The following is a 23,061-nucleotide window of genomic DNA, read 5'->3' on the forward strand; positions in this document are numbered from 1 at the left end:
ACTCGGCAGCAGTCGGGGCGCGGCGATCTCCCGGATCTCACGCGCGACATCCAATCTTGCCAGTCTTGCCATGCCTTGTGCCCAGGTCAGACGGAAGTTCCGTGACACCGGTGTCACGTTGCGCGACTCGAGCACACGAATATCTCACGCAAAGCGACGAGTAGGCACCTCTCCGTGACTTTCACCTGGGTGCAGGCCTGTCGACAGCCTGGCCGAGAACCGCTTAAGCCCGCATACGACCGTCTTGTGCTCCTTTTCGACCGGCTCTGACACTCGTGACCAGCGGGAGATGCCGGCGTGCTTGAGGACCGCGAGGGGGACCCCATGGGGAGCACCGGGATCGAGGGCTTACTGCGCGACAGGTTACTGATCATGGTGAACGACAGGTCGGCGATCGGCCTGTTGCCGCACATCGACGGAAACGCCGGAGGGCTGCTCCTCACGGGCGCCGATGCGGCGGTGAGGTGCCGGAACATACGCAACAGCTACCCGGACACGGTCGTGGCCGTGGATTACGGCGGCCACGAGCACCGGGTCGCGACCGTAGACCGCCCCTTCGGCTATCAGGCGGCCGACGGCTGGCACGCGCTCGACTTCTCCGGCCTGGAGGAGGCCCTGAACGGCCAGCTCGCCAACAAGGCGGCGTTCGCGGTCACCCCGACCTGCTTCATACCGCCGGACGAGGACGGCGACGCGCGCGTACTGCGTGCCGTGATCACCCAGGCCAACCTGCTGGAGCGAACGGACACGGTCGTTCTGCTGCCGTGCAGCTACCGCTGGCTGCGGGACGAGTCGCTGCTGCACCTGGTGGCGGCGGTACGGGCGAGTCGGCATCCCGTGGCGTTGATCATGCAGCACTCCAAGGACCCGCTGGAGCGGGCGGGGGTCGCCGAGGGCCTGCGTGTGCTGTGCCGGTCGTGCCCGCGTCTGCTGCTGTGGCGCACGGACCTGGCCGCCTTCGACGCCCTGGCGCACGGCGCCCTGGGCACGGCGGTGGGGGTCACCGCCATGCTCCGCCACGGCATGGACCCGCGCCGCAAGGGCCGGGGCTGGCGGCCGTATCCGGTGGTGCTCGTCCGTGAGCTGCTGAAGTACCACCGGGTGGAGGTGCTGCAGAACTGGTTCGCGCGCGTCGAACCGTGGACGTGCGGGTGCGCGGTGTGCGAGGGCGCCGAGTTGTCCCGCTTCAGCGAGAGCACCGCCGGCGTACGCGAGTCGCAGTGGCACAACACGTGTGAGCTGTACGCGCTGCACGATGAGTTGATCTCGGCCGACGCGGGACCGGACAGGCTGGAGTGGTGGCGGCAGATCGTCGACGACGCGGTTGCCCGGCATCACCTGCTGACCTCCGATCTCGGGGAGGAGGTCGCGCATCCTCCGGTGCTGCACTACTGGCAGCGGCCGAGCCCACCTGCGGTTCGGATGCCGTGACGGATGCTTGGGGCGCTGTCGAGGAGGTCGATCTCGGCCCAGACCACCTTGCCGGGCCCCTGGCGGTCGGTGACGCCCCAACGGGAGGCGAGGGCGCCGACGATCACGAGGCCTCGGCCGTGGTCTTGATCGGTGGTCGCGTCCGTGGCGCCGGTCGCGGGCGGCTGTGCGGTGAGGGGGCGGTCACCCCGGGCGTCGGCGACCTCGATGCGGAGTGCGTCCGTACGGTGTTCAAGGTGGAGGGCGAAGTCGCGGCCGGGTACGCGGGCGTGGAGTACGGCGTTGGACGCCAGCTCGGCGACGACGAGGGCGGCGGTGTCGGAGAGGTCCGAGCCGAACGGGATGCCCCAGACGTCGAGTTGGTGCGTGGCGAGGTTGCGGGCGAGGCGGGCGCCGCGCCGGGTCGCGCTCAGCCTCTGGAAGAACACACGTACGGTGACGGCCGGTTGGGCCTGAGGTGCGGTCATGCGGTCCAGCGTTGTGAGAGGGAGGGTCGTTCACCAGGCACGGCACTGGTACAGCCGCGGCTGGGCGGGTTCACTGAGTGGACAGGGTGGGTGACGCCCCGTAACCATGGGTGGGTTGGTGTCCCGGTGGGCTACGTGGGAGGTGGGCCGGGCGTGTTGGACGGCGTCGCGAGCAGTGAACCGGAAGTGTCGGACGGCCTCAAGAGCTTCGGCGCGGTCCTGAAGGCGTTGCGGGAGGAAGCGGGCCTGACGCAGGAGGAGTTCGCGCCTCAGGTGCGATACTCGGTGCATGCAGTGGCCAAGCTGGAGCAGGGCAAACGGTTCCCGTCGGTGAGGTTCATCGAGCGGGCCGGGGTGGTTCTCCAGGCGCCGAAGGTGCTCAAGGCGGCGGCACGGCATTTGACTCGGAGGCAGGGGCTGGCTTCGTGGTTTGTGCAGTGGGCGGGGATCGAGGAGGAGGCGATCTCGCTCTATGCGTATGAGTGCCGGGCGATTCCTGGGTTGTTGCAGCCGGAGGCTTATATCCGAGCGATCTTTGACCGAAGGTTGCCGCCGGTGACCGAGGAGCAGGTGGAACGCGAGACTGCGGCACGACTTGAGCGACAGCAACTCCTGACGCAGAAGCCGAACACGGCCTTCAGCTTCGTCATCGAACAGACGCTGCTGGAAAGGCGGGTGGGTGGAGCGAGCGTCACGAAGGCCCTCATCGAGCACCTCCTGGAGGTCGGGAAGCTGCGCAACGTGGAGATCCAGCTCATGCCACTGCAGCAGGAGGACCACGCGGGCGTTGACGGCCAGATGTACCTGGCAGAGACTCCTGACAACCAGTGGATCGGCTACACCGAGGGTCAGCGTTCCAGCACCCTGATCACGGCATCGAAGGACGTGAGCGTCCTGCTCCAGCGCTATGGCAAGCTGCGTGCGCAGGCCCTCGATTGCAGGGCCACGGTGAGCCTGCTGGAACACATGCGAGGAGCGCTATGAGCACTACGGAACCGGCGTGGTTCAAGAGCAGCTACAGCGGTAGCGAGGGCGACAACTGCGTCGAAGTCGCTGACTGCCCTGAAGCCATCCGCGTCCGGGACTCCAAGGACAAGGAGGGCGGCCAGCTGGCCCTCTCCCGCACCACGTGGTCGACCTTCGTCGCATACGCGGCAGACGCCCGAGTCTGACGCCCGCCCAATGCCCCTGGGGCTGACGGAGTTCTGAACTCCGCAGCCCCACCGCCACGTTCCGCCTACTCGACGTCGAGGGCGGGCTGTTCCGGGGTGCTCGCCTTCTTCGAGGCTGCAGCCTTGCGCCCTCGCGCCCGCTTCACTGGCCGCCAGGCCTTGAGATCCGCCGCGCTGAGCCGATGCTTGCCCATCTGCTCGTCCAGGAAGGCATCACAGTCCTCCGCCGGCACGGACTCCCACTCGGCGTCGTACTCACCGTGCCACTGCCGCACCCAGGGCATGACCTCGTAGAGCCCGGCAATCAATGGGGTGAGCCGCTCGGTGCCCCAACCGCTTTGCTCCGTACGATCCTCAATCAGGTTGATGAGCGCCTGGGCTTGATCCTTGTGGTCCCACCCGGCCCACCCGAGCAGTGTGGTCGGGTCCGCCTCGGGCTCGGCCTCCAGATAGGAGATGAACCGCTCCTTGGGCACGTCGAGCTTGCCGCGGTGGGACCAGTAGGAGTGCTTGAGGAAGTCGGCGGACGAGTACTTCGGCGGTACAGGGATATCAAGCCGCTGCCCGGTCTGGTCCTCCTCCCGCTGCTGCTCCCAAACCTCTTCCCACTGCCCACGCTTGCGTAGACCGGGGTCCTTGTACCGCATTGCGGCGAGATACGGCACGTGCTCGTCCGCGATGACATCGGCGAGTACTTGCCCGAGCGGGAGATCGGGTTTGTTGAGGTGGTCGGAGGCGTAGAGCGCGGCGACAGAGGTGAAGTCAGCGTCGGAACTCAGCGCATCAGCAAGCTGATTGACGGTGAGTGGACGCGGCTGCTTCACACCCTCACGGAGGCTGAACCACAGCGCGGGATCCTCACACCGGTCGAGCAACCAGGTGCGCAGAGCGGCCTTCTCCTTCTTCTCCCAGGGCTCTGCGGACCAACGCCTCTTACAGTCAGGCCGCTCGATTAGCTTGACGTCTTTTCGCCGTTCGATGATGTCGATACGAGCCTGGACGATTTCCCGGTACGAGTCAGGCCAGTGGCGTGGAATCTCCGTGACCGGCGTCGACCCGTGCCGCTCGAACCACGCGGTCTCGGTGTCCCCGCTCACCACCTTGCGAGCCAACACGATCTCAAACGCCCGCTCCCCGAGCCGCACTTCGGGGATGGTGTCCGGATCAGGCGACTGTACGGTAGTGCGTGCTACCTCAGCCTCAGATAGCAGGCCGTACAGCCCGTATACCTGCCAGTCCAGCTCTTCCTGCAGAGCAATCATCCGCGCACGGAGGCGGATGTACTCGGCGTGAGCCTCATCAAGAGCAGGCCGCGCAGGAGCAACCCTGTCGATAACAGCAGATGGTTCAACCTTGGCCAACCCTTGAGCCAGAGAGTCCAAGACGCGCCCCATGGAAAGCGGCAGCTTCTCGGGGAGCGGGAATTCCTGAATCTTTGTTCCAGTGAACTCGTATCGATCGATCCAGGCTTCCGGAGTCCAGCGATTACCCCCACCGCTGGAGTTATCAGTCCCTCCCTTAGCCTGACTCACCTGCTTCAACCAGAAACAAGCTGTGGATGAGTTGAGCAGACCCAACAATTCCAAATGCTCATCAACACTCGCCTCGGCCTTTAGCTTAATCACGGGAGCGGACTTATTGAAAACCTTCCCGCCGCGGTCAAGTACAAAGTGATTGTGGGTGGCTACAAAGGCAAAGGCGATAGAAAGTGGAGTTGTATACGCAGAAGCAGTATGCTGCATATATTCCCACCACTGCAGACCTGCATCCTCCATATCTCCTTGAAACGTACGGCGCGCAGCAAGGGGAGTTCGCCACGGCCACAGCTCTTCCGCAAGCTCTCCCCTCGCTACAGCTAGCGAATAAGGATCCCAAATCGCTGCATTTGGGTTGCCACTCCAGTCTCGAACGATTTCCCCAAGGAGAAAAGGCCTCAGGCCACGCCGATCTGCCCGTGTCTGATACGTAGAGCGCGTCGGCCGCATGAACGCCTCATCAGCGCCCGCGCGAATTGCTCGGCCAATCGGAGGAGAAATTCTTTCCCGAAGCACAGGACGTTCAGCCGCAACCCGTTCTAGCAGTTGCCCGGCCCCGCCCCCGCTAACCGACCAGGGATGGTCCAGGAAGGCGGTTGCCGCAAGATCCTCAACCGATACCCACGCAGACTCCTCGCCTGGCCTCCCCACCTGCCCTACGATCGCCTCCCAAACGAGCCCCTCCGCGGCGTTATCTGGTTGTGAGGGTTCGCCCCGCACGCCCAGCACCGCCCGAACCTTCCGCTTGAGATTCGGCACCCGGTTCCGCCCCACAAGAATCACCGTCGGCGTACCATGCCCCGGGATGAACGCCCCGGATGTATCGATCACATGCGAAAGCTCAACCCGGTTCCGGAAAACTACCTCGATCAGCTTCTTACCGAACTCTCTCTTCATAAAGGAGTTCGCAGTGATCTGCCCGACAAAGCCACCCCCACCCGCCGAACCGCCAGCACCCTTCGCTGCCAGTTCAAACAGGCGCTGCGCGAACGGAACCGACAAAGCATAGGTGCCCGCACAAGCATCGTACGCCGCCCGATAGTTCTCGTTCTCCTGCTTGTCCTTCACAGTGATATACGGCGGATTCCCCACCACAACGTGATACGACCCTCGCCCCAGCAGATCCACCCGCCGAGCGAAATCTCCCACATCCTCCGTCGAGTAAACAAAGGCGCCCCCACCCCCAGAGTCGCCTCCCTCCAACTCCGCAAACAACGTCCCCAAATCCGTCTGAATACCCGCCGCATCCCGCCCATGCAGCAACGAGTCCCCCACCGCCACATTGATGGGAAACACCGGCGCAACCGACAACCGCTCTGCCCCCGCAGCCCGCATAGCCGCGACCAGCAACCGGAAACGAGCAATGCTCACCGCAAAGGGATTCTTGTCGCACCCGTGGACGGACTCCAGAGCCCTCCGCACCACAGACCACTCGTCAGCGCCCGGCTCCGCCTCCCGCCACTTCTCGACGAGCCGCTCGAAGATGCCCAGCAGGAAGTGCCCGGACCCGCACGCGGGGTCGATCGTCCGCAACCCCCGCCGCTCGACACCCCCCGGCCCCTCCACCACGGGATCCAGCCCGAACTCCTCGATGGCCGGCTCCAGCGTCAGATCGAGGATGAACTCCTCGACGAACTCCGGCGTCTGCAACAGCGCGTACGTCTTCCGGGCATGGTCACTCAGGTCCTGGTACAGGTCACCGAGGAACCGCGTATCCCAGTCCAGATCCGAGAAGTCGTAAACGATCCGCCCGTCCGCATCCCATCGCCGCCAGAACCGCAACAACTCCGTCGCGGCCTCATAGCTCGGCATCAGCTCCCACAGCGGATTGTGTGCACGGTCGAAGAGACCGGCCACGGTCTCATGGGCCTCCGCAAGATGCTGGAACGCCGCAAGCAGCCAGTCCCGGTCGTTGTGGTCGGGATGCTCACGGAAGTGCGCCTCGTGCCGCTCCTCCGCCTCGACCAACCGCTCCCCGGGCCCGGCGATGAACGGCGCCTCGATCAGCCCGTGGTCCTCACAGAACCGTACGAAGACACATGCCAGCACCCAAGCCACCGCAGCCTGAGTCACCCGCTCGTCCCGCCACGCCCCATACGTCGCCGCCGTACGCTGCGCCTCCCGGGCTCGCCGGTACTCGGACTCCAGCCGGACGCGGTACTCGTCCTCGGACTCACTACGCGCACGCAGATCGTCCTCAAGGACAACGACCTGCCGCCGCAGATCCTTCAGCAGCGCCGCCTGGTCCAGCCCTGCCCGCGCATCCTGGCCCGTGACCGTCACTCTTCGCATCCCTCTCTCAGCACCACGTCACCCACCGCACATCGCCATACGGTTTCGCGTCCCAATCCTGCCAGCACCGTCGACCGAAACAGATCCCGCAGGAGTCCTGGCAAAGTACTCTCATCTGCCATGATCACGCCGCTAAGGTGATCACCGTGACGGCTCAGACACCCTCTCCGGTCCCGGCGGCCTCGACCACACCCGCAGTCCCGGCACCCGCAGCACCTACGCCGACACCCCCACTCGCTCCCGCCCACCCGCACTCCTTCTTGGAGGCGGGCCATTGCCATTTCAACGCGGCAACGCAGCTCGCCAAGTCGCCGCAGCATTTCGGCCCCGCTGACCATCTGGCCGGTATCGCCGCCGAGTGCGCCATCAAGGCGATGCTCCTCGACTTCTTCGGTTCCGTACAGGACACGCCGCAGGGGATTCCGTACAGCCCCGTGATCCGGAACAGACCGACACAGAGTCAGCGGCAGGCAGACAGAGCGCGGAGGGACTCCCAGCATGGCCACCTGCCCCACGTCTGGGACCAACTCCTCCTCCTCGCGAACGGCCACCGCGGCGCCACCGTCCTCGCGCAGATCCCCCAGCAGAACCCCTTCCGAGAATCCGCCGACGAGTGGGACGTGGCCCACCGCTACCGTGACAGCAGCCAGATATCGGATCAGCGCGTGAAACGTCACCTCACCGCGGCCCGTACCGTGATCGCCGCCTACCAACAGGCCAAGTAGCCCAAAGCACAAACGCAGCCGAAGCCAAGCCAAAGCCAGAGCCGAAGTGGAAAAGCAGGCGCCCGCCCCATGAACCCCACCCGATTCGACGCCGCGTGGCACGCCGCCCTGGGCCACGCCCACAGGGCCGCCGAAACCGGCCGGGACACCGTCCTCGTACGCGACCTGTTCGGGCGTGCGTCGCTCCTCATCGACGACGAGTCCGAGCCACTGCCCGTCGAGGAGCTGGAATCGCTGGCGGAGGCGTTCCGACGCGACACCCAGGCCTTCGCAGGCCCCCAACCCGTCCAGGCCGCGTCCACGATGTTCGCACCGGAGATGTTTTTCGGCTCCCGCGAACTCATCGTGCAGGACGAGGGCGAGCCAGGCCATCGAGGCAGGGTCGCCGTACTCGAACGGACCGTCGTGGGCGCCGACTGGGCCCGGGAAGCCGCACCAGGCGCTTCACCGCAGCCCGAGGTGCGAGAGCAACGCGTCGCCCTGTACGGCTTCAAGGGCGGAGTCGGCCGCTCCACCGCCACCGCCGTCCTCGCCCGCCATTTCGCCGACAAGGGCAAGTGCGTCCTCGTCGTCGACCTCGATCTGGAGTCCCCGGGAGTCTCCACGCTCCTGCACGGCCTCGACGAACTGCCCGAGCACGGCATCGTCGACCACCTGGTCGAAGCCGGCGTCGGCAACGCGGACGAGCTGGACCTCGTCACTCAGAGCTCGTTCTTCACGCCCGCCCAGGGCAACGGCGAGATCTGGCTGGCCCCCGCCGGAGGACGCCCCCGCGACGACTACGACTACCTCGCGAAGCTGAACCGCATATACAGCGACCTACCGGCCGCCGAACCGGGTGGCGCGCCCAAGCCGTTCTGCGTACGGCTGGAAGAGGCCATCGCCGCCTGCGAGGCGCAGGTGGCCGGGATCTCGCGGCAACCGGACGTCGTCCTGCTCGACAGCCGCGCCGGCATCCACGACATCGCCGCCGTCACCCTCACCCAGCTCAGCGGGCTGTCCCTGCTCTTCACCGTCGACAACCCGTCCACCTGGTACGGCTACGGCATGCTGCTCTCCCAGTGGAAGCAGCGCCCGGACCGGGCCGTCGACCTGCGTGAACGACTCCGGATCGTCGCCGCCATGTTCCGATCCGCCGGGGACATACAGCGCCTGCACAAGCTCCGCGACAACGCCCAGAAGATGTTCGCCGACACGCTCTACGACGACGCGGAGGGCGCGGACCTGGATGCGTACCACCCGGCCCTGGAGGACGACCAGGCCCCGCACTCGCCCATCCCGATCCTCTTCAGCCACGACCTGATCGGCCTCGACCCGCTCCAGGACCGCGACTGGCCCGAACTGCCCTTCGTGGAGGCCGCGTACAAGAGGTTCCTCGACGAGGTCTACCAACTCGTCTTCCCCAGCGAGGAGCTGTCATGACGGACCGGGACCCACTGTCCACCGACGAGTACCGGACGCTGCTCGCCACCGCCCCCGGCAGCGCCTTCGACGCCGACACCGTGAGCCCCGACGTCACGCGGCTGTTCACGCCGTCGAGCCACCGGCGTGCGCTGGACCCCGACGTGACGGTGGTGCGCGGCGCACGCGGTTCGGGCAAGACCGTGTGGACCAAGGTGCTCAGCGACGACCGCATGCGCGAGATCGCCGCGGCCTCGTACATGATGCCCCGGCTGCAACGGATGACGGTCGCCACGGGCCACGCGAAAGGCGGCGAGCCCAATCTGCACCACCCCAGCAAGAACGTCATCAGCAAACTCCTGGAGGACGGCGTCAAGCCCCAGCACCTCTGGTCAGCCGTGGTCCTGACCGGACTCGGGGCCCCGGAGATCCTGCGCATCGAAGGCTGGGACAAGCGGGTCCGCTGGGTCGCCGAGCACATGGAGTCCTACGAACGAGCCCTGTGGACGATCGACCAGGAGGCCCGCAAGAGCGGCCGCACCCGCCTGCTGATCTTCGATGCCCTGGAGCACCTCCACAACGAGAGGCCGGTCGTCGACCAGCTGGTGTCCGGCCTCTTCGAGGTGGCGTTGGATCTTCGCATGAGCACCAGCGCGGTCCGGGCGAAGATCTTCGTCCGCCCGGACATGTACGAGAGCGCGCCCAAACACTTCCCCGACGCCTCCAAACTCGGCGCCAACGCCACCGACCTGACCTGGACCACGGAGAACCTGTACGGCCTCCTCTACCACCAGTTGGGCAACCACCCGAGCCCCGAGGCGGAGAAGTTCCGTTCGTGGACCGGCAGTTGGCGCAGTGAGGGCGAAGGCCGGTGCATCGCCCCTGTCGACGTCATCGCCACACCGAAACGCCAGCACGATCTGTTCATCACGATGGCCGGCCCGTACATGGGCCCGAGCCACCGCCGCGGCCACACGTACACCTGGCTTCCCAACCACCTGCAGGACGGCAAGGGCCAGGTGAGTCCACGCACGCTCCTCCAGGCCGTCTCCACAGCGGCGACCATCAGCCGGGATCGATACCCCGCACACGAATACGCCCTTCACTACGACGCCATCCGAGCGTCCGTGAGTACCGCCTCCCAGATCCGCGTGGACGAGATCACGGAGGACATCCGCTGGGCGGCGGTCGCCGTCGAGCAACTGCGGGGCGGCCAGGTGCCGATGCAGCCGTCCGTGGTCCTCGCCTACTGGCGGGACGCCTCCCTCTCCGCGAAGCTGCGCGAGGTCCTGGCGAACGGCTCACAGGGCAGCGGCCCGGAGGATGTCGACAACCACCGTGAACTGATCGACGAGTTGGAGAGGCTCGGCGTGATGACACGGCGAGCGGCGGGCGCCACCGACCTGCGCGACTACGCGGTCGACATCCCCGACGTCTACCGCCTGGCTTTCGGCATCGGCCGCAAGGGGGGCGTCTCCCGGCGCGCGCACTGACGACAGGCAGATCCCGGTGTGCGCCCTTGAAGGCGGCGGAGGGCGCCCCGAAGGGGCGCGGGGAACCGCGCGGCCGGCCACCACGGCGCCGGAGACGACCGACGGCACATCGCGGCACTTCCACCCGGCACTTCCAGCGGAGCGCTCAGGCGGCCGCGGTCACTGCCGTCAGGAAGTCGCCGTCGAGGTAAGCCCGTTCCCCGTCGCCGCCGATCACCTCGACCGTCCGCCCGTCCAGGTGCGGGACCTGCGTCCGCGTGTCCACGGGGCACAGCAGCCACAGCCCGTGCGGGTCGTCGGCCGGTCGGCGGGCCGCCGTCTGCAGCCGGACCAGGAGGTCGTGGCCGCCTTCGTCCCAGTACCGGGCGAGCAGCCCCGCATCATGCAGGAAGAGGACCGTGCGAGGTGCCGCGGCCCGCTCCAGCAGGGCCGCCTCCAGACGTACCCAGACCGCACGTACGAACGAAGCCAGACCCCGCTTGATCTGCCCCGGCGCGGAGCCCGCGTCGGCGCGCAGGACCTTCTCCCAGTTCTGCCCCTTCTCCGCCGCCAGCGCGCGGAACTCGGCGAGGAACTCCCGCCCCAAGTCGACGGGTTCGACGGGGAACGCCGCGGCCACCGCCTCGGCGGCACCCGGCAGCCGGCTGCCCTTCACGGTCAGCGCGAGGAACCCGCCGCGCTGAACGCGGGAAGCGAGCCTGGCACGGGTGGCGGCATGCGGATCCCCGTCCACCTCCGCGACCGCCGGAATGCCGTGGCCGGGTGACACGTAGCTGGTGCCCGTCCCGGTGGACGTCCACTGGCCGGCCGTCTCCAGGGCAGGCGGGAAGAACCGCTCCAGCTTGGTGTCGTACTGGAGCTCGAAGCGCGCCTCCCTGAGCGGGTCCTCCAGCTCGACGTACGTCGGCTCTCGCTCTGTGGAGAGCGCGTCGAGCACGGGGAAGCGCGCGCGCAGCCGCGCCAGCAGCTCGGCGACGGTGATGCCACGGTCCCGTCGTACTCCCGCCCCTGCCTGCGAGATGCGCAGGGCGCGGTCCAGGCTGAGGTCACGGGGGTACAGCTCCAGGCGCGGAGTGACCTCGGTCCCCACGGCGACGGCGGCTGCGAGGTCGACCAGCCGGGTGTCCGCGAGCGGGGCGAAGCCCTCCGGGGCGGGTACCGCGCGCAGGTCCCGGACCACCGCGGCTCGTCCCGGCAGTGGCTCCTGACGCGCCAGTCGCTCCGCCACCGACCCCAACTCGGCTGCATAGTCGGCCAGTTCACGGGGGCTGGGGTCGTCGGTCCCGGGCAACGACTCCGCGGCGATCAGTACGGTGTCGCCCCGTCGGTGCACGGCCAGGCGCGGCTCGTGCTGTTCCGCGCCCTCGCCGTCCCACAGCTCGGCCTCGGTGGCGGCCCGTACCACGGCCAGCGCCCTCGCGAGCGTACGCTCGGGGGTGTCGTCGCCCGCGCCGTGCCGGACGCGCAGCTCGGCGGCCGCCTCCTGCGCGGTCATGACCCGCCCGGCCGCCGTGACGATCTCGACCAGCTCTTCGCGCACCCGTCGCAGCCAGTCCGCCTCGGCCCACTGCTTGATCTCGATGCGGTGGTGACGGGAGACCGGCGGCTGCTTGATCTTGAGGTGGTCGGCGATGCGGGCCTGGACCGGCCAGGGGCCCAACGGCGACAGCCCGCCCTCCTCGGGCGGCAGACCGAGCGTGAGCCGGACCACCGGCGCACGGTGGGAACCCTTGCGACCGGGTTCGGGGGTGAGCCTGGCGGCCATGTCTTCTATCGACAGGAGCAGCGATCCGTCCGGCTCGGGGCCACCGTCCGTGCGCGCGGTCGGTACCGCGGGTCGGACGTCGGCCCCGGTGGGCTGCCGCAGGGCGATCGCCCACTGCTTGCGGCGCCGGTTGAGCTCCTTGCGTACGAGCGCACCCGCGCCCCGCGCCTTCGAGATCGCGTACGGCTGGACGTTGAGCAGCTCTCCCACCTTGGTGGCGCCCAGCCCGTGCGCGACGGACACGGCCCGGGGCGACAGGCCTGCGGCGTCCAGCAGGGTCTCGGCGTCCGCGGCCTCGGCGGCGGCGTCACGGGCCTCCTCCGCGTCCTCGGCCTGGGCGCCGACCGTGGCCGGGGTGGTGGCCGGCTTGGTCGCGTCGGCCGCCCGGAACACCTCGCGCCACTCGTCGTGCATCTGCCGCAGCGTGTCGAAGCGGTGCTCGGTGTCGCGGTGCAGCGCCCGCCGGAAGAAGGACGTGAGGCCGTCCCTGAGGGCCGGCTCGAACAGCTCGGAGGCGACGTACAGTTCGGCGGACTCGTTGGTGAGCGGGTCCAGCTGTCCGTCGCCCCACATGGGGCGCTCACCGCCGGCCATCTCGTGCAGGGTGACGGCCGCCGCGTACCGCTCGGCGTGGTCGTCGTAGTACGGCCGCCGCAGGGAGCCGAGGAAGGGGTCGAGGTAGCCGCGCGTGCCCGCCTTGATGTCACGCTCGGAGGCGTCGGCGAGGGAGAAGTCGAACAGCTTCAGACGCCAGATCCGGTCCTTGCTGTGGTGGATGCCGAAGTTGTCGGGCTTCAGGTCGCGGTGCAGGACTCCGTTGGCGGCCAGCTGGTCGAGCGCCCTGAACAGATCGTCGCCGAAGCGCTCCAGCTCGTGGTAGGTCAGCTTGCCCTTGCCGCGCAGCCGGGCGCCCAGGGACTGCTCACCGGCGTACTCGAGCTGCAGGACGGTGCGTCCGCCGATCTCGCGCAGCCCTTCCCCCCGCAGTTGTACGACCGCGCCGCCCCCGACCTCCTTGAGGACGCCCGCCTCGGCACGCAGCCGTTCGGCCTTCTGCTCGTCCAGAGCGACCTTGAAGACTCGCTCGTCGATCTGTGTGCGGCCGTCCTCGTCCTCGACCACGCGCTCCACGAGAAGGGCGCGGGCCGTGGCGCCGGTGCCGAGAACGCGGCGTACGGACCATTCCGCGTCGAGCGACTGGCCGGGCAGTGCCTCCAGCGGGTCGACGCCGACGGCCGTGGGCGCCTCGGGCAGCACGCTGGCGCGCTCCGCCTTGTCCAGCAGGTCGAGGAACTCCTCGGCGGAGCCGAGGCGTTCGGTCACGTCGGAGCGAGTGGCCTTGAAGACCAGGTCGTCGAGGGCGTCCGAGAAACCGTCGGCGACGGCGTACAGATGCAGCCCGGAGTCGGTGCGCAGCCGCTCGCTCAGCGCGCTGCGCTGCGTGGCGGGAGGCTGACCGGTGAGGATCAGGTACGCGACCGCGCCGAGCCCGAACATGTCCAGGTCGGCCGGATCGGCGTACGGCTGGTCGGCCTCGGGGGCGAGATAGAGGCGGGCCGCGTCCTCGATCAGAGCGGCGTCGAGCGCCGAACCGCCGATGGAGCGGAAGAAGGTGGCGTTGCTGTCGAAGTCGCGGGCCGCGGTCTGCCAGTCGGTGATGCGCAATTCGGGGCGCGTCCCGTCGGACCCGAAGGATACGTAGACGGAACTGGCCGCCAGGGCCCGGTGGTAGAGGGCGCGGTTGTGCGCGTAGCGGACGGCTTCGGCGAGCTGTCGAACGAGATCGAGTCGGATCTCGGGGGTGAGCTTGCCCCCGTAGGTGGCCAGGTACTGGTCGAGGCGCAGGTCCGTGTGCCGGTGACGGAAGAGGATCGCGGGTCCGCCCTGGTGCTCGCGGATCTCGACGGCCTCGACGATGCCGCGGTGCGTGATGCCTTGCAGGACCTGGTACTCGCGGCGGGCCGCGCGATCGGTCGACTTCTTCGCGGCCTCGGTGGCCATATGGCCGACCAGGTAGATGCGGACGCGGCCCTCCTCCTGGACGAGGCCGTCGTCGCGCGTGGCCAGGCGGTCCTCCCAGGACTGCCCGCGGTCCAGGGGGTGCGGCTGCAGCTTCCAGGCGTCGCCGAACCTGAGATGGGCCGTGGACTGCTGGACACCGATGGCCTTCAGCAGACGCGGCAGCGTATTCCGGGAGAAGTCGGGCGTGATGCGGCGGTCGGGACGGTCGGGCGGCAGGCCGAGGAAGTCCTGCCAGATGCGCTTCAGGCCGGTGGAGCGGTCGTCACGACCGTAGACCTTGACCTTCTGCACGTCGTCGAGATGGCTCTCGAGGTCCGGAGCCGAGAGGAAGATCGCCGGCTCCACACGTGGCACGGAGCGCTCGGGGATGCCCAGCTTGCGTGCCGCCCACAGGAGCCTGCTCTTGAGGTCCTTCGACTTGGCGTCGTTGAAGTGGAGCGGGTTGCTGATCGTCCTGGTGCGGTCGGAGCCGCGGAAGTTCCAGGTGGATCCGTGGTTCTCCAGCCGCCCTGGATGGCTCTTGATCTCGATCAAGTAGAGACCGGCCGGCACCGCGATCAGCAGGTCGCACTCATTGATACGGCCCGACTGCGCGGTGAAGGAGAAGGTGGCCCAGGCGCGATACGGCTCAGCGGCCGGCATCAGGCGGCGTACATGGTCGAGAGCGTCCTGCTCCCAGGGGTACGGGGAGGGGCGATCCTGGAACCATTGCTGCGCCGGACGCGGCGGTCCCGGCTTGGGCACCGGGCGCGGGCCTCCTGCCGTCACCGTTCGACCTCCGCTGTCTCCTCACGCCCTCTCGGGCCAAAATCCCAGGTTGACCTTACCGCGCCCCGCTGACAGGCAGGCAGCTCGTACGGGGACAACGTCGAGACACGTGGGCGCGGGTTCACCGTCGGAGCGCGGTGCCGACCGCCGCGCAGGGCGTGGCGTCTCATTTATCCGCCGGACAACACCATCGGACCGGACTAGGCTCCAACTCCACCAAGCTACGCTGTTGTTGGCCCAATCAGGCGGCACGCCCGTGCGATAGACTTCTTGCTGCTGCGCACCTTCCCGGAGGGTACGAGGCGGAGTCCACGGTCCAGTCCGCTGGCCGTGAGTGAGGAATGGGGCTTGCCCGGTAGGGCGGTCCTACCGTTCCGAACTCACACCATGGAGTGGGCCTTTATGGAACCGGTTGAGTACAAGCCTGCGCGTCGTCCTTGGATTCGCGAAATCCTGGTCGGCGCCGTCGCGAGCGTGATCTCCAACCTCGTGTGGGAGGCACTGTCGGCGGCAGCGCGCCACCTCATCTGAGGTAGGCATGTGGCGGGCCCGGCGAGCCCGCCACACTTCTGTCTGTCCGGCATCAGCCCTGGGACAAGGACCCTTCAGAAGAGCAGTCCCTGCCCGGGAGAGGTGTCGGGGCCCTTCCTCTTCGGGCTGGGGAGATGCGGCACCCGTGCCTCGGCAGGGAGATTTTCCCAGGTGGGCCGCAGACCGTGTATTGGCACGTCGCCCACGCGGCTCTTGAGATACGTCTGTGTCTCCTCATCCGTGGAGTAGAGCACCGTCGCCCGGCTCGCCCTGGTCATGAGCACGTGGTACGCGTGGCGAACGCAGCGCGCGAACTCCTCCTCCCTCTCTTCCTTGCTTCCCGTCCCCTCCCGGAGCTTCATGTCGAACGAGCCGGGGGTTTTGACACGTTTGACCTTGCTCTCCAGGTCCACGCACCACTGCCCCTTGCGGTAAACCCAACGGTCACCGCGTCTCACCATGTCCTCGCCGAGGATCACCCCGCACCAGTCCCACTCCAAGCCCTGGGCTGTGTAGACGCAGCCGATCTGGTTGATGCCGTACGGGTGCACCGACCATTTCGTGGACGGGGGCACCGCTCCGTTCTCGCGGAAGGAGTCACCCTTGGCGTTCCACGGCCGGTGCCAGTCACCGATCCGCACGTCCGCCTCCAAGCGCGCCGCCTTCCCCTCGCCCACCGGCTCGGTCCACGGCCAGCAGAAGCCGGCCACCATGCGAGCTGTCGCTCCTGCCTCCGCCTCGACCCTGATGATGTACTCGAGTTCCTCTGGGCTGTCGGCCACCTCTACATGCATCAGACCATCGGGGGTCCACTCGGTGGTTCCCGCCTCGATGTCGAGGACAGCCCGGACCCAACGGATGTAGGCGTCGCTCCCCCCGCAGCGCCACTCCTCCCTGAGCCCGTAGTGGAGTGGAGTGATCCCTCGCGCTCTTGCGGCTTCCTCGATCAAGCTCACCGTTCCGACCTCCTTGGGTCTCACGGACTGGCTCTCGTCGAGAAAGAACACCGTGAGGCGGGAGGCGTCGAGCAGATCGTCCACCTGAGGCTGCTTGCCCGACTTCTCCTCTCGCTGGTAGATGTCGATGGTTCGCTCTCTCAAACGATGCGCCTCGTCGCAAAGGAGGACGTCCAGGGGAGGGTCCGGAGGTGTCACGAAGTGGCTGAAGTAGGCAAATCTCTTCCTGAACTCGGTGTCGGTGTAGCCCACCTGTTCCTGCAGCGCGCCGTTGAAGGCACGGCTCCCGCTGGCGTACTTCACCGTGTGTCCGGCCGCCTCGAAGTCGGCCCTGAGCTGTAGACCCACCGCGCTTTTTCCTGTACCTGCGCCACCCGTCACGATGAACACGGCTCGTCCGTCGCCCGCCGACGGCGCGGACTGGTCGGCATCTCCGAGAATCAAGGCCGCTCGTTGCAGAACACTTGCCGCCACCTCCTTCTGCCGTCCCCGCAAGGTGAACACCGTGTCCTCTCCGCGAGATCTGATCATCGCGTCGAGAAGCGGCGTGTTGCGCAGGTTCATGAACCGCAGAAGTTGCTCGGCCTCAGAAGCCGCTCCGTCCTCCGCGAAATGTCGGCGCAGGTCCGCGAGGAGCAGGTCACGGCTGTCCTGGGTGTACACACGCTCATAGGCTCCAGAAGGCGCCAACGTATCAAGCAGCGGCCGAACCGAGTCATCGGTCGCGTTGTGCAGGTACGCGAACCCGCCGCATTCGACCGTGATGCCACGCAGCGGCCCCTGGTCTCCGGTGAACAACCGGTAGGTATTCCTGAGCTGCAATGCGGGGTGCTTCTTGGGCTTTTTATATCCCGGCACCCTCACAAGCTCCGCGGTGGCGGCTTCAACCCGCGTCACCATTGACCAACGCTTCAGCTCAACGAGTTGGAACGACGGCAGGCGCGTCTCGGGGTGTCGGCCCACGAGCACGACATCGATGAGGGAGGGCTCCCCCTTCTGCGGTTCGTCGACCGTCGCCGCGCACTCGACGACCATCTCGACGTTTCCCCGCTCCGCCTCGACCAGGTCTTCCGCCAACTCGATGAGACTCTCGGCCCATGCCTCCCGTTCCGTATCGGACACATCGCGCCCTCGGAAGTGCCGGTATCTGGCGGCAAGATGCGGCACCATCCGGCGTCTCAAGTTCAGTGTGAGCAGGTCCTGCGCAGACAGCCTCAGCAGGAGCATGGACACGAGGTGGTTCCCCCAGGGCACGAGTGACTCGTGCGGGTGGGGGCGTGTCCTCTCCCAGAGAGGAAGCCCGTCGGGCCGCATTCTGTACGGATGATCTTAGGGAGCGCGGCAGCTCAAGCGAGCTTTCTCCCGCCAGCTCGTGGCATGCAAGTGGCAAGTTGGCGCAAAACTGCTGACCCAGGCTGGTCGTTCACCCCGTGACCGCCACGCGCCGCCCCGCCCTCACCAGATCGCGGAGCTTCTCCTGCGTCTCCCGATCCGTGGAGTAGACGACCGTGCCGACCATTCCGCGGGTCAGCAGCACCTTGTACGTGTTGCGGATCAGACGATCCACATCAGCGTCCGGTGTCGAACGGTTGAACACCGGGTCCTTGGACGCCGTACGGTCCGTCACCCATCGATCATGTCGCCAAACCAGGTCGGGGCCGATGATGACGCCCGACCAGTCGTACTCGAAGCCTTGGGCGGTGTAGACGCAACCGATCTGGCCGAAGCCAGCCGGGTCCGTGGCCCACAGGGCGGACGGTGGTGCGCCGGACACAGAACGGTCGCCGCGCAAGTTCCAGGGGCGCGCCCAGTCGCCGATCCTCACGTCGGCTGGAAGGGGCCGTCCCGGCTTGGGTTCTGGTGACCACGGCCAGCAGTAGCCGGCTGACATGCGAGCGCTATGGCGCTGGCCGCGGCGGCCGTCCAAGAAGGTCTCCATCTCCTCCGGGCTGTCGGCCAAAAGGAGCTGCATGCGGTCATCGGGGTCCCACACGACCGGGCCGCCAGGCTCCAGGCCCAGAAGCCGCACCACCCAGCGCAGGTAAGCGTCGCTCCCGCCGCAACGGAACTGGCTCTCCAGCCTTACGACCGGGCAGTCCAGCCCCCTGCGTGCCGCTGCGGCTCGGATGTCTTCCACCGTGCCCATCTCACCCGGGCGCACAACCTGGTGCTCGTCGAGCAGGAAGACGGGCACTTTCGCCACGTCTATGAGTTCGTCGATCTGCCGCTTGCCGGTCCGGCGCGCGGCCGGCGTGTACCGGTTGGCCGATGTCTCACGGATGCGATGGGCTTCATCGCAGACCAAGACGTCGAGGCTGTTTCTCTCCGTCGTCATGAAGCTGTTGAAGTACTTGAAGAGATCCTGAACTTCGCGCTTCCTGGCACCCGCGACCTTGCGCATCGTCTTGGTGAATGACTGGGACCCGGTTGCGTGCAGAGCTGGGACGCCTCGTCGATACAACTCGCCGAGCAAGGAGAGCGCGATGACGCTCTTGCCGGTACCAGGACCACCGGTGATGACCACGACCTCTTTGTGGTCGGACTGCTGTGCCTTCCGCACCGCGTTGAGAACCTTACGGTAGGCAACCTGCTGTTCGTCGAGGAGTACGAACTGTTCCCTCTCACGGACTTCTTGTGCTGCGACCGCCATCAACTGCTTCGACGGTACCGTCTTGCCTGCGAGCAGCCCATCAGCTGATTCGGCGCCCGGATGCTCAGGGCTGAGCCGGGCACGAAGGTAGTCGATGAACCCACCGCGGCTGTCGCCCGCGAACAACTGGCCCCACTGGTCGGACTCGATCTCGCGCAGTGCACCCACATCGAACTCGGTTGCGTTGTGCAGAAAGGCCACTCCGGCGACCCTCCCCGGGTGACCGGCGACGGCGCCGTTGAAGTTGACGAGGTACTCGCAATAGCGGCGCACCTGTTCGATGGGGTTGAGGACCGGCTGAGGATAATGAGGAACGTGGCAGAGGATCGGGTCGTCCTCATCCGGAACGACATCGCTCCACTGCTTGAGCTCTACCACGACATAGGAGGGGTCGCCTGTGAGTGGGTGAATGCCGGCGAGGACCGCGTCAGCTCGCTTGCTGTTCATCGGGAGGGCGTACTCGAGCATGACCTCCACGTCACCGAGCCCCGCGTCATTCAGCGCCGCGGCCAGTGCTGGGATACTCCGCTCCCAGGACCGCGCCTCCGAGGGGTTCGGCCGGTAGCCGTGCATGTGGGTGAACTGCTCGGTGAGATGGAGATAGAGCGAACTGTCGAGCGCCATGGCGGCGACCGACTTCGCGGACGCGCGGAACAGCAAGGGCCCCCCCGGGCAGCACGAAAGACTCGTGCGGGTGGGGGCGTGTCCTTCGAGACTCCACCGGGGTGGAGCGGAAGCCCGTCGGGCCGCGTTGACGATGCGTTCGAGGGTACCTGGCGGTACTGGCAGTCGTACCGGTGGTCTGGGTCGCGGGTAGCACGCGTCGTGTCTGATCTCGTCGGCCAACGCCCAGGCACGCGTCATCAACTGTCAAACCCTGCGCTTGCGTCGGCTCACGGTGGGGTCCGGTCGACCGCATGCGGGCTACTAACCGAGCGCCCATCTCACCAGCGTTCCTGTTCGGCAAGAGAACATGGCCGCTGACCTAAGGAAATGTCGAGCGGCAGACGAGTCGGGCTGTACGCCGGGTTCTGTTCCCCGGTTCCCTCGCGGGAGCCGGGGCGACGGCCATCCATCTAGGGCCGGTGTTGCCACCGGCCTCGTGCGGTCTACCCGCGGACTCGGGCGGGCAGCCCTCGATCGTCCGCGCAGAGCCGCTTTTTACGGCGGCTCCTCTTGACCTTGCTCCGGGTGGGGTTTACCTAGCTGCCTGAGTCACCTCAAGCACTGGTGGTCTCTTACACCACCGTTTCACCCTTACCGAGGACCGAGATCCCCGGCGGTCTGCTTTCTGTGGCACTGTCCCGCGGGTCACCCCGGGTGGCCGTTAGCCACCACCCTGCCCTGTGGAGCCCGGACGTTCCTCGGGAAGCTCCCCGTCAGGGGGACTCCACGCGGCCGTCCGCCCGGCTCGTCTGCCGTGTCGACCATCGTACCCGGCCTACGTCCCGCTTCGGCGCCGCGGCCGCCGTGGCCAGTACCGAGCCCGCCAGGATCAGAGTGAAGGCGACGCCGATGCCGAGGGTCAGCTTCTCGTCCAGGAACAGCGCGCCCGCGGCGACCGCCACCGCCGGGTTGACGTATGTGATCACGCCGGCCCGGGTCGGGCCGACCTCCTTGATCAGCTCCAGGAAGGCCACGAACGCGATCGCGGTGCAGAGCACTCCCAGGCCGGCGAGGGCTGCCAGGACCTCGCCCGACGGCATGCCGGCGGGGCGGGTGAGGAATGCCGCGGGGGCGTAGACCACGGCGGCCAGCGTGAGGCACGGGGTGATCAGTTGCAGCGTCGGGACGTCCTTGAGGTACCGGGCCGCTATCAGCGGGGCCGTGGCATAGCCGACGACCGTCACCAGCACCTCGGCCATCGACAGGGCGTCGCCGCCGGTGAGGTGCGGCAGGGTCAGGACGGTGACACCCGCGAGGCCGAGGGCCAGGCCCGCGACGCGGCGGGCGCCCACCCGCTCCCCCGCGCCGAAGAAGCGGGCCAGGAGCAGGGCGACGATCGGCACTCCCGCGATCAGGAGTCCGGCGGTCGAGCTGGACAGGTGGCGTTCGGCGTCGGTCAGGGTCCACCAGGGGCCGATGATCTCGATGACGGCGAAGGCCAGCATCGGCTTCCAGTGGGTCCGGACGGTACCGGCCGAAGCCGCCCTGGCGCAGGGCGAAGGGAAGCAGGAGCGCGGCGCCGAGGGCGCAGCGCGCGAACACCACCATGGACGGGGACAGTTCGTCCACCGCCACCTTGATCATCAGATAGGGGACGCCCCAGATCACTCCCATGAGGGAGAACAGGAACCAGCCGCGTGCAGTCATGCGACGAGTGTCGGCCGCGTCACCCCCTGGTGTCTTGAACGCTGTTGCGGTACGCCGCCGGGGTCACCCCCAGCACCCGGCGGAACCAGCGGGTGAGGTGCGCCTGGTCGGCGAAGCCGACGAGACCGGCGACCTCGGCGGGGCGCAGTCCGGCTTCCAGCAGGCCGCGGGCCCTGGCCACCCGGTGCTGGGCCAGCCAGGCGTACGGCGGTACGCCCATCGTCGTGCGGAAGGCCCGCAGGAGCTGGTAGCGGGACAGGCCGAGGTCGGTGGCGAGGGCGGCCAGGGAGGGCGGGTCCAGCAGTTCGTCCGCGAGCCGGTCGCGTACGGACCTGGCGATGTGGTCGGCGCCGGGCACCGTGTCGCTCGCCGCCCGGGACGTGGAGTGGCGGCGGGCCAGGGCCGTGAGCAGCCAGGGCAGCCGGGACTCGGCCTCCAGCGGGTCGGGGCAGGCGCTGATGTCGGTGTGGGCGGCGCGCAGGGCTGTCGCCAGTTCCGGGTCGTGGAGGACGGGGTCGCGGAAGTGCGTCAGGCCGCCGAGGGTGCCGTCGGTGAGGAGGGCCGGTTCGGCGTAGAGGGCCTGGTAGGCGTAGCCGTCGCAGGCGGCCGGGCCGCCGGTGTGCATCTCGCCGGGCTCCAGGACGACGATCGAGCCGGGGTAGGAGTGGATGTGACCACCCCGGTACGCGATGACCTCCGAGCCGCCGACCGTGACGCCGATGGTGAACTCGTCGTGGGCGTGGGGCGCGTAGACGTGGCTGTCGAAGTGGGCGGTGAGGAGGTCCAGCGGAGGCCCGCAGCGCCCCAGGCGTGCCCTGGTCCAGCTGGCCTGTTCTCGTATCCCCATGTCGCACCCCCGCCCACAGGGGATCAGACGAGGTCGGCCGTGTCCAGGTCGAAGGCGAACGGTTCCGGAAGAGCGATGGGCTTGCCGAAGGGGCGGGCGCAGTGCTCGCGGTAGTCGTCGTCCTTCGGCTCGCTGAACACCGTGACCTGCGCCGTGTCCCGGTCGACGAGGAGGTAGAGAGGGATGCCGGCGCGGGCGTAGCAGCGGCGTTTGGCCTCGCGGTCGGCCTGCGGCTTGGTGGAGGTCACCTCCATCACCATGGCGACGCCGTCGCAGGGCATCCAGGGGTCGGCCCCCCGGTACAGGCGCAGTTCCATGGGAGCGAACATGCCGTCAGGGATCAAGTAGTTCTTCGGGCAGCCGCCTCCGCTGCGCAGTTTCAACCCCTTGTTGCCTGAGAACTGCATGTCGGTCCGGGAACGTCTGATCACCTGGTTCACGATCAGTCCGATGTAGTCCTCGTGATCCCCGCCCGGCGGCGGCGTCACAACGATCTCCCCCTCGATCAGCTCGGCCCGGAAGCCCTCCGGCGTGTCCAGGGCGAGGAAGCCCTCCAGCAGGACGTCTGCCTGCGAGAGCGGCTCGTGGGCCATGGCAGTCATGTCACGCCCCTCCTTCTGTCGCCCGCCAGATTGGGACATCGGCTGATCACCTGTCCGTGAGATCGGGATCCCTTCCCTCGATCGTGGCACA

Annotated in this window: 14 protein-coding genes, 1 other RNA gene and 2 pseudogenes; 7 read left to right on the plus strand and 10 right to left on the minus strand. The window is 67.7% G+C overall.

The genetic code is table 11. From position 1 onward, the window contains the following. Positions 1–324 precede the first annotated feature (324 nt). Positions 325–1,431: a hypothetical protein gene (locus tag QOL88_RS11225; RefSeq protein WP_097216300.1), complete on the plus strand. Its 1,107-nt coding sequence runs from the start codon at positions 325–327 to the stop codon at positions 1,429–1,431. Here the strand turns inward: QOL88_RS11225 and QOL88_RS11230 are convergent. After that, positions 1,389–1,898 (minus strand): ATP-binding protein, encoded by a 510-nt coding sequence (locus QOL88_RS11230; RefSeq protein ID WP_179878835.1) that lies wholly within the window; start codon positions 1,896–1,898, stop codon positions 1,389–1,391. The two genes, QOL88_RS11225 and QOL88_RS11230, sit on opposite strands and share 43 nt — an antisense overlap. 153 nt (positions 1,899–2,051) lie before the next feature. Between QOL88_RS11230 and QOL88_RS11235 the strand changes: the two genes are divergently transcribed. Together QOL88_RS11235 and QOL88_RS11240 are read left to right on the plus strand one after the other, a co-directional pair. Further along, positions 2,052–2,882 carry a helix-turn-helix domain-containing protein gene (locus QOL88_RS11235; RefSeq protein ID WP_179878836.1) on the plus strand — a complete coding sequence of 277 codons (831 nt, stop codon included), beginning with the start codon at positions 2,052–2,054 and terminating at the stop codon, positions 2,880–2,882. Then, a complete protein-coding gene (locus QOL88_RS11240; RefSeq protein ID WP_097216301.1) occupies positions 2,879–3,070 on the plus strand; it encodes a DUF397 domain-containing protein in 192 nt (63 codons plus the stop codon). The genes QOL88_RS11235 and QOL88_RS11240 overlap by 4 nt, the downstream gene beginning before the upstream one ends. Positions 3,071–3,135: 65 nt before the next feature. Here QOL88_RS11240 and pglX read toward each other — a convergent pair whose 3' ends face one another. Continuing rightward, positions 3,136–6,897, minus strand: coding sequence for a BREX-2 system adenine-specific DNA-methyltransferase PglX (gene pglX, locus QOL88_RS11245; protein WP_097216302.1), 3,762 nt, complete (start codon positions 6,895–6,897; stop codon positions 3,136–3,138). A gap of 260 nt (positions 6,898–7,157) precedes the next feature. Here pglX and QOL88_RS11250 point away from each other — a divergent pair, with 260 nt between their 5' ends. The 3 genes from QOL88_RS11250 to QOL88_RS11260 all read left to right on the plus strand — a co-directional run bounded on the left by QOL88_RS11250 (position 7,158) and on the right by QOL88_RS11260 (position 10,516). After that, complete coding sequence (locus tag QOL88_RS11250; RefSeq protein WP_097216303.1) at positions 7,158–7,622, plus strand: hypothetical protein; 465 nt, start codon at positions 7,158–7,160, stop codon at positions 7,620–7,622. A gap of 69 nt (positions 7,623–7,691) precedes the next feature. Further along, the gene (locus QOL88_RS11255; RefSeq protein WP_097216304.1) at positions 7,692–9,044 is read left to right on the plus strand and encodes a KGGVGR-motif variant AAA ATPase; all 1,353 of its coding nucleotides are present in this window, start codon (positions 7,692–7,694) and stop codon (positions 9,042–9,044) included. Further along, entirely contained in the window at positions 9,041–10,516 is a 1,476-nt protein-coding gene (locus QOL88_RS11260; RefSeq protein ID WP_097216305.1) for a hypothetical protein, read from the plus strand. The genes QOL88_RS11255 and QOL88_RS11260 overlap by 4 nt, the downstream gene beginning before the upstream one ends. A 145-nt stretch (positions 10,517–10,661) precedes the next feature. On the opposite strand, the gene pglW is transcribed toward QOL88_RS11260, so the two are convergent. Further along, complete coding sequence (gene pglW, locus QOL88_RS11265; protein ID WP_097216306.1) at positions 10,662–15,047, minus strand: BREX system serine/threonine kinase PglW; 4,386 nt, start codon at positions 15,045–15,047, stop codon at positions 10,662–10,664. Positions 15,048–15,473: 426 nt separating this feature from the next. Between pglW and QOL88_RS11270 the strand changes: the two genes are divergently transcribed. Beyond that, positions 15,474–15,602, plus strand: a complete 129-nt coding sequence (locus QOL88_RS11270; RefSeq protein WP_257027711.1) for a DUF6408 family protein — start codon at positions 15,474–15,476, stop codon at positions 15,600–15,602. Between the two features lie 74 nt (positions 15,603–15,676). On the opposite strand, the gene QOL88_RS11275 is transcribed toward QOL88_RS11270, so the two are convergent. The 7 genes and pseudogenes from QOL88_RS11275 to QOL88_RS11295 all read right to left on the minus strand — a co-directional run bounded on the left by QOL88_RS11275 (position 15,677) and on the right by QOL88_RS11295 (position 22,961). After that, complete coding sequence (locus tag QOL88_RS11275) at positions 15,677–17,785, minus strand: DUF2075 domain-containing protein (RefSeq protein WP_257028050.1); 2,109 nt, start codon at positions 17,783–17,785, stop codon at positions 15,677–15,679. A 196-nt stretch (positions 17,786–17,981) separates the two neighbouring features. Beyond that, the gene (locus QOL88_RS11280) at positions 17,982–19,868 is read right to left on the minus strand and encodes a DUF2075 domain-containing protein (RefSeq protein ID WP_097216309.1); all 1,887 of its coding nucleotides are present in this window, start codon (positions 19,866–19,868) and stop codon (positions 17,982–17,984) included. 344 nt (positions 19,869–20,212) lie between these two features. Next, positions 20,213–20,622: RNase P RNA component class A (gene rnpB, locus QOL88_RS11285), an RNA gene on the minus strand. 118 nt (positions 20,623–20,740) lie between these two features. Continuing rightward, positions 20,741–21,319, minus strand: a pseudogene (locus QOL88_RS38820) (DMT family transporter); the annotation flags it as partial. A gap of 94 nt (positions 21,320–21,413) precedes the next feature. Beyond that, positions 21,414–21,521, minus strand: a pseudogene (locus QOL88_RS38825) (DMT family transporter); the annotation flags it as partial. A gap of 19 nt (positions 21,522–21,540) precedes the next feature. Next, positions 21,541–22,368 carry an AraC family transcriptional regulator gene (locus tag QOL88_RS11290; RefSeq protein ID WP_097216310.1) on the minus strand — a complete coding sequence of 276 codons (828 nt, stop codon included), beginning with the start codon at positions 22,366–22,368 and terminating at the stop codon, positions 21,541–21,543. A 23-nt stretch (positions 22,369–22,391) separates the two neighbouring features. Beyond that, the gene (locus QOL88_RS11295) at positions 22,392–22,961 is read right to left on the minus strand and encodes a Uma2 family endonuclease (RefSeq protein ID WP_179879100.1); all 570 of its coding nucleotides are present in this window, start codon (positions 22,959–22,961) and stop codon (positions 22,392–22,394) included. Between the last annotated feature and the right edge of the window lie 100 nt (positions 22,962–23,061).

The sequence above is a fragment of the Streptomyces sp. Ag82_O1-12 genome, from assembly GCF_900182715.1.
Taxonomy (GTDB): Bacteria; Actinomycetota; Actinomycetes; order Streptomycetales; family Streptomycetaceae; genus Streptomyces; species Streptomyces massasporeus.

Excerpts from the sequence above, each read along its gene's own strand:
- QOL88_RS11240 (WP_097216301.1), top strand. The coding sequence starts at position 2,879 with ATGAGCACTACGGAACCGGCGTGGTTCAAGAGCAGCTACAGCGGTAGC.
- QOL88_RS11290 (WP_097216310.1), bottom strand. The coding sequence starts at position 22,368 with ATGGGGATACGAGAACAGGCCAGCTGGACCAGGGCACGCCTGGGGCGC.
- QOL88_RS11260 (WP_097216305.1), top strand. The coding sequence starts at position 9,041 with ATGACGGACCGGGACCCACTGTCCACCGACGAGTACCGGACGCTGCTC.
- pglX (WP_097216302.1), bottom strand. The coding sequence starts at position 6,897 with ATGCGAAGAGTGACGGTCACGGGCCAGGATGCGCGGGCAGGGCTGGAC.
- QOL88_RS11295 (WP_179879100.1), bottom strand. The coding sequence starts at position 22,961 with ATGGCCCACGAGCCGCTCTCGCAGGCAGACGTCCTGCTGGAGGGCTTC.
- QOL88_RS11275 (WP_257028050.1), bottom strand. The coding sequence starts at position 17,785 with ATGCTCCTGCTGAGGCTGTCTGCGCAGGACCTGCTCACACTGAACTTG.
- QOL88_RS11270 (WP_257027711.1), top strand. The coding sequence starts at position 15,474 with ATGGAACCGGTTGAGTACAAGCCTGCGCGTCGTCCTTGGATTCGCGAA.
- QOL88_RS11225 (WP_097216300.1), top strand. The coding sequence starts at position 325 with ATGGGGAGCACCGGGATCGAGGGCTTACTGCGCGACAGGTTACTGATC.
- QOL88_RS11230 (WP_179878835.1), bottom strand. The coding sequence starts at position 1,898 with ATGACCGCACCTCAGGCCCAACCGGCCGTCACCGTACGTGTGTTCTTC.
- QOL88_RS11255 (WP_097216304.1), top strand. The coding sequence starts at position 7,692 with ATGAACCCCACCCGATTCGACGCCGCGTGGCACGCCGCCCTGGGCCAC.